We start from the raw sequence: 6532 nt of genomic DNA on the forward strand, positions 1-6532 counted from the left end.
GGAAAGGTGTTTTTTGTATAACAAATTTTTTCCACCCGCATAGCGGGTGGATTTCTGTTTCGCTCGCCATAGCTCGCTCAACTGGCTAAAGCCCTTTATACAAAAAAGGCAGCCCATCGGGCTGCCTTTCAGAAACTGTCCTTACCGTTAACGGCGTTACCATTCAGGATTTTTTGTTTTTGGACAAGAAGTTCGCCCCGGTTCGAGACAAAAATGGTCGAATGTTGATGTCGTCAAACCATATCCCGCATGCCGTAAAGCTTCCCCGGCTTTTGTCGGGACAGCCAGGCGGCGGCGCGCAGGGCCCCCTGGGCGAAAGTCTCGCGCGAATGGGCCTGGTGGCTCACTTCGATGCGTTCGCCGGGTCCCATGAAATAAATGGTGTGCACGCCCACCACATCGCCGCCCCGGATGGCCTGGATGCCGATCTGGGCTTTGGGCCGCTCGCCGACAATGCCGTCGCGGGAGGAACAGCGCACGTCCGGGAGCTTCCAGCCGCGCGCCTCGGCTAGGCATTCGCCCAAGGTCAGAGCCGTGCCGCTGGGAGAGTCCTTTTTGCGGTTATGGTGCAGTTCCACCATTTCGATGTCATAGCTTTCGCCCAGAGCCCTGGTCAGTTCCGGCAGGATTTTCAACAGCACATTGATGCCGATGCTCATATTGGAAGACCAGAAAAGAGGCGCTTTTTCAGCCAGAGCACGCAGTTCGTCCTTTTGCTCATCGCTGAGGCCCGTGGTGCCGATGACCAGGGCGTGCCCGGTCCGGGCCGCCACGCGCGCCGAGTGCAGGCTGACCGCCGGAGCCGTGAAGTCAATGATCACCGCGCCCGGAACCCGCGGCAGCAAAGCCTCCAGCGAATCTGCCACCGGGCAGCCCGCTCCGGACAGCGCGTCCAGATGCTCCCTGCTGTCCACCAAACCGGCCAGCGTGTATGCCGGATCGGCGGCTGCCAGGCCGCTGATGGTTCTGCCCATGCGCCCGTTGGCGCCCACGACGATAATGGCTGTGCTCATGTGTGGCCTCACTCTGTTGCATGGTCCAGGGGTATTCCCGAAGCGGCGAGCAGTTCGCGGAAGGCCGCCTCGTCCAGCACGGCGAGGCCCAGGGCTCGCGCCTTGTCCAGCTTGCCGCCCGGCTTGTCGCCCACCACCAGAAAATCCAGCTTCTTGTTCACGCTGCCCGCCAAAACGGCCCCGGCGGCTTCGGCCAGATGCTGGGCCTTGCCGCGCGGCAGAGAAAGCGTGCCGGTGAACAGTATATTTTTACCCTGCAACGGCCCGGCCTGCGTCTGTGCCGTCTCCGCGCCGTTCGCGTCCGCCAACGGACTCAGGGGCCAGAGCCCCAGCTCGCGGAAGCGCTCCAGCTGCGCCCGGTTGGCCGGGCTTTCATAAAAGTTACGGATGGAGGCCGCCACCTCCGGCCCCACGTCGGGCAAGGCCTGCAAGGTTTCGGCGTCGGCCCGGCCCAGATCGTCCAGATCGCGGAAATGTCCGGCCAGCAGGCGCGCGGTCTGCTCGCCGACATGACGGATGCCCAGGGCGCTGATCAGGCGCGGCAAGGTGGCCGTGTGCTTGGCCTCGTCCAGAGCGTCCACGAACTTCCGGGCCAGCACCTCGCCCATGCGCTCAAAGTCCAGCAGCTCTTCCGCCTTCAATGTAAACAAATCCGCCGGAGATTGCACCCGGCCCGAGGTCACCAGTTGCGCGATCCATTTCTGGCCCACCCCCTGGATATCCAGACCGGCCTTGGACACAAAATGGCTGATGGCGCGCAGGCGCACCGCCGGACAGGAGAGATTGTCGCAGCGCCAGGCCGCCTCGCCGGGCTCGCGGTGCACGGCTTCGCCGCAGGCCGGGCAGGTGTGCGGAAAGACGAATTCCACGGCGTCGGGCGGACGCCTGGACAGCACCGGCCCCACCACTTCGGGGATTACGTCCCCGGCGCGCTGCACAATGACCGTATCGCCCACGCGCACGTCGCGGGCGCGGATCTCATCCTCATTATGCAGGGTGGCCCGCGAAACCATAACCCCGCCCACAGGCACGGGCTCCAGGACGGCCACGGGCGTAAGCACGCCGGTACGACCCACCTGAATGTCAATGCCCGTAAGCCGGGTTTCAGCCTGCATGGCCGGAAATTTGAAGGCCACGGCGAAACGCGGCGCGCGTGCCGTGAAGCCCAGCGCCTCCTGGGCTTCCAGATTATCCTCTTTGGCCACGGCTCCGTCGATTTCCATGGGAAAATCCTGACGGTGTTCGCGCACCCAGGCCGCGTAGGCTTCCACCTCGTCCGCTCCGGCGCAGAGCCTGCCGTCGGGCGGAGTCAGAAAGCCGTAGGCCGTTAAACGTTCCATGAGTTCATGCTGAAACAGGCAGGGTTTCGCCGGAGCCCAGTCCGCCTCGCCCAGGCTGTAGGCCAGAAAGCGCAGGGGCCGGGATTCGGTAACGGAAATGTCCAGCTGGCGCAAGGTGCCGGCGGCGGCGTTGCGCGGATTGGCGAAGGTTTTCCGGCCCAAGGCCTCCTGCTGGGCGTTGAGGGCCTCAAAATCCTTTTTGAACATGACCACTTCACCGCGTACTTCCAGGCGGGCCGGAAAGGGCTCCTCTCCACGCAGGCGCAGGGGCACGGTGCGGATGGTGCGCACGGCTTCGGTGACCACTTCGCCCGTTTCGCCGTCGCCACGGGTCAGGGCTTCAATCAGGAGGCCGTTCTCATAGATGATTTCCAGAGCCAGGCCGTCCAGTTTGGGATCACACCAGAAGTCCAGCGGCAGAGGGCCGTTGAGTTCCGCATCCCAGGCCCGTTGCATGCGCTCCACGAAGTCGCGCCAGTCCTCGTCGGAAAACACATTGTCCAGGCCGTACATCTGGCGGCGGTGGGCCTTTTTGGCCAGCCCGTCGAGCAGCCTGCCGCCTACCCGCAAGGTGGGTGAATGCGGGCTGCGCAGGCCGGGCCAGCGCTCTTCAAGCTCCGTCAGCTCCCGGAACAGGGCGTCGTACTGTTCATCGCTGATCTCCGGCGCGTCCAGAGTGTGATAAAGATAATTATGGCGCTCCAGTTCGGCGCTGAGCCAGCGGGCGCGCTCGCGCTCCTGCGCCGAAGGCTGCGGTGCGAGAAGCGAATGCTGTTCGACAGGGGGCTTGTTCTGAGGGGACATAGAGAATGCCTTTAGCACGTGCTGGCGAATGCTCTGGTCTTTACCAAGACCAGAGCATTCGCCAGCACTTCCTTTATTCGGGAAGGGCAATAAGCCGGGCGCGCAAAGCACGGATGCGGTCACGCAGTTCCGCGGCTTGTTCAAATTCCAGATCGCGCGCGGCCTGGCGCATTTCCTTTTCCAGTTTGAGCACCAGGGCTGCCGTATCCTCGGCGGTGAGCGGCGCCGCATCAGCCTTGACGTTGGCTTTACCGTTACCGCGCCCCTTGCCCCGGCCCTTGGCCGCATCGTTATCCACATACAGCGTATCCAGCGGAGATTCAAGACTTTTTGTCGTACTCCTGGGCGTGATGTGGTGCTCTTCGTTGTAGGTCGTCTGCTTGGCGCGACGGCGGCCTGTTTCGTCCATGGCGGCCTTCATGGAGGCCGTCACCTTGTCGGCATAGAGAATTACCCGGCCCTGGGCATTGCGCGCGGCACGGCCGAAGGTCTGGATCAGCGAGCCGGTGGAACGCAGAAAGCCTTCCTTGTCCGCGTCCAGAATGCAGACCAGGGAAACTTCCGGAATATCCAGGCCTTCGCGCAGCAGGTTGATGCCCACCAGCACATCGAACTCGCCCATGCGCAGGGCCCGGATAATCTGAAGACGCTCCAGGGTCTCGATGTCCGAATGCAGATAGCGCGCCTTTACGCCCATATTGCAACAGTATTCGGTGAGATCCTCGGCCATGCGCTTGGTCAGGGTGGTCACCAGCACGCGCTCGCCGCGCGTAACCCTGGCCCGGCACTCACTGAGCAGATCCTCCATCTGGCCCTTGACCGGGCGGATCTCCACTTCCGGGTCCACCAGACCGGTGGGCCGGATGATCTGTTCGGCCACAACGCCCTGGGCCTGGTCCAGCTCGTAGCGGCCCGGCGTGGCGGAAACATACACCACCTGATTGAGCAGGGACCTAAATTCGTCGAACTGCAAAGGCCGGTTGTCCAGGGCCGAGGGCAGGCGAAAGCCGTATTCCACCAGGGTCTGCTTGCGCGAACGGTCGCCTTTGAACATGCCGCCCACCTGGGGAATGGTAATGTGCGATTCATCCACAAAGAGCAGAAAATCGCGCGGAAAGTAATTGAGCAGACAGGACGGCGGCTCGCCGGCTTTGCGGCCGTCCAGATGGCGGGTGTAGTTTTCAATGCCGTTGCAGTAGCCCAGTTCCTCGATCATTTCCAGATCCAGCTGGGTGCGCTGTTCCAGGCGCTGGGCCTCCACCAGCTTGCCGTGCTCCTTGAAGTACGTAAGCCGCGCGGCCAGTTCATCGCGGATGTCCCCGGCCGCGCGCTTCAGGTTGTCCTGGGCCGAAACGAAGTGGCTGGCCGGATAGAGCACGGTCTTGCCCACTTCGGCCAGCACTTCGCCGGTGAGTGGATCGATTTCGCGCATGGCGTCGATATCGTCGCCGAAAAATTCCAGACGCAGGGCTCGCTCGTGATGATAGGCCGGGATGATTTCCAGAGCGTCTCCGCGCACCCGGAACGTGCCGCGGTGAAAGTCGTAGTCGTTGCGCTCGTAATGCACTTCCACGAGACGGGTGATCAGATCGTCCATGGGCAGGCGCTGCCCCACTTCCACGGGAATAACCATCTTGGCGTAGTATTCCGGCGAACCCAGGCCGTAAATACAGGACACCGAGGCCACGATGACCACGTCGCGCCGGGTCAACAGGGCGTGCGTGGCCGCGTGGCGCAGTTTGTCGATATTGTCGTTGATGGAGGAATCTTTCTCGATATAGGTATCCGAGGCGGGCACATAGGCCTCGGGCTGGTAATAGTCGTAATAGCTCACAAAATATTCCACGGCATTGCGCGGAAAAAGCTCACGGAACTCATTGTAGAGCTGGGCGGCCAGGGTTTTATTGGGCGCAAGCACCAGAGCCGGGCGATTGCAGCGGGCGATCACATTGGCCATGGTGAAGGTTTTGCCCGAGCCGGTCACGCCCAGGAGCACCTGCGCGGGCACATCGGCCCGGATATTGTCGGTCAGGGCGGTTATGGCCTCAGGCTGGTCGCCCATGGGCGTGTAGCCGGTCTGCAAACTGAAAGGAGTGGTTGACTTATCTTCCATAGAGATCGCTTTTGGGGTAAAAGGGAGACGTTAGAGCAAGTCGTTTTGAAATTGCTCTGGCGGTTGCGCGAGCAGACGCCCGCCGCGTAGGCGTAAGCGCAATTTATTTGCGCAGGTGCCTCGCCCGTTAGCGAATCTTCGAGCTTTACGGGCGAGGACAGCAGAGCTAAGCGCCGAAGCGAGCGGCTTCAAAACTTTGAGAATTTCAATTCTCAAAGTTAATCTGATCTAGAACACGCCACACAAACAAGACAGGAACGATCATGGAAAAACAGAGCATTGCCGCGCCGTCCGATGCCCCGCTGGACAGGGTTTATATTGTGGCCGCGACCCTGAGCGCCTTCAAGGGCCGCCGCCATGTGGAAGTGCACATTTTCCGCCACGGAGCCACGGAAGAGGAACTGGCGACCCTGAAGGGAAAAAAGCTGGTGGGTCCGCCCGATCCGGCAGTGCCGCCCCAAGTGTTGCAGGGCGCCACCGAGGAAGCCGCCCTGCGCTGCATTCTGGAAGCCTTTACTCAAGAGGAAAGCCGGGCCTTGGTGGACTACCTCGAACAGCGCTATGCCGAGCACATCGAAAAGATCACCGTCTGCCCGCTGGATCTGCCGGTGCCGCTGGGCGTGGCCCCGCTGAGCGGCATTCCCGAGGGCAAGAGCACGGGCTTCATCCGCTTCGAAGCCGTGCCCAACTATCCCCTGCCCTTTGTGGCGCGCGGCTTTTATGACCTGGCGATCCACGAACCGCTGATGGCGGAATAGACATAGGCCGTTTTCCAGGGGGCCCAGGGAACGGCGCATTGCCGCCGAAGAGCGTCCGGCTTCCTTTCCTCTCGCTCTTCCCGCCTTCCCTCTGCGGCCAGCGCCCTTGCCAGCCGCTCCAGAAACGCCGCCCTCGGCAGCATGACCCCGCCCATCCGCATGATGTGCAGGGTCTCTTGCTGGCAATCCAGCATTACCGTCCCGCGCAGCCGCAACAAGGCCACCAGCCCGGCCAGGGCCGCGCGGGAGGCCTCGGATTCACGATGAAACATGGACTCGCCGAAAAAGGCCCGGCCCAAGGCCACGCCGTACAGGCCGCCGGCCAGTGCGCCGTCCCGCCAGGCCTCCACGGAATGCGCATAGCCCAGGGCGTGCAGGCGCTCATAGGCCGCGATCATTTCCGGCGTGAGCCAGGTGCCGTGCCCGCTTGCGCGCAATCCGGCACAGGCCCGGATGACCTCGCCGAAGGCCGCATCCAGGGTAAGCTCAAAGGGGCGGCGGCGC

The 6532-nt window shown here is 62.5% G+C and carries 5 protein-coding genes; 1 reads left to right on the top strand and 4 read right to left on the bottom strand.

Annotation, left to right across the window (positions count from 1 at the left end):
- Window positions 1–233: 233 nt before the first annotated feature.
- The 3 genes from dapB to uvrB form a co-directional block, all read right to left on the bottom strand.
- Window positions 234–1013: a 4-hydroxy-tetrahydrodipicolinate reductase gene (dapB, locus tag KH208_RS14395; protein ID WP_291437440.1), complete on the bottom strand. Its 780-nt coding sequence runs from the start codon at window positions 1011–1013 to the stop codon at window positions 234–236.
- A gap of 8 nt (window positions 1014–1021) precedes the next feature.
- Window positions 1022–3157, bottom strand: a complete 2136-nt coding sequence (gene ligA, locus KH208_RS14400) for an NAD-dependent DNA ligase LigA (RefSeq protein WP_291437441.1) — start codon at window positions 3155–3157, stop codon at window positions 1022–1024.
- A 73-nt stretch (window positions 3158–3230) separates the two neighbouring features.
- Window positions 3231–5270, bottom strand: a complete 2040-nt coding sequence (gene uvrB / locus KH208_RS14405; protein ID WP_291437443.1) for an excinuclease ABC subunit UvrB — start codon at window positions 5268–5270, stop codon at window positions 3231–3233.
- 263 nt (window positions 5271–5533) lie between these two features.
- On the opposite strand from uvrB, the gene KH208_RS14410 reads away from it, so the two are divergent.
- Window positions 5534–6028, top strand: coding sequence for a hypothetical protein (locus tag KH208_RS14410; RefSeq protein ID WP_291437445.1), 495 nt, complete (start codon window positions 5534–5536; stop codon window positions 6026–6028).
- Here KH208_RS14410 and KH208_RS14415 read toward each other — a convergent pair.
- The coding region (locus KH208_RS14415; protein ID WP_291437447.1) for a leucyl/phenylalanyl-tRNA--protein transferase at window positions 5989–6532 on the bottom strand (544 nt) is incomplete at its 5' end. The two genes, KH208_RS14410 and KH208_RS14415, sit on opposite strands and share 40 nt — an antisense overlap.

This window comes from Desulfovibrio sp. (genome assembly GCF_018379785.1).
GTDB lineage: Bacteria > Desulfobacterota > Desulfovibrionia > Desulfovibrionales > Desulfovibrionaceae > Desulfovibrio.

Excerpts from the sequence above, each read along its gene's own strand:
- KH208_RS14410 (WP_291437445.1), top strand. The coding sequence starts at position 5,534 with ATGGAAAAACAGAGCATTGCCGCGCCGTCCGATGCCCCGCTGGACAGG.
- uvrB (WP_291437443.1), bottom strand. The coding sequence starts at position 5,270 with ATGGAAGATAAGTCAACCACTCCTTTCAGTTTGCAGACCGGCTACACG.
- dapB (WP_291437440.1), bottom strand. The coding sequence starts at position 1,013 with ATGAGCACAGCCATTATCGTCGTGGGCGCCAACGGGCGCATGGGCAGA.
- ligA (WP_291437441.1), bottom strand. The coding sequence starts at position 3,157 with ATGTCCCCTCAGAACAAGCCCCCTGTCGAACAGCATTCGCTTCTCGCA.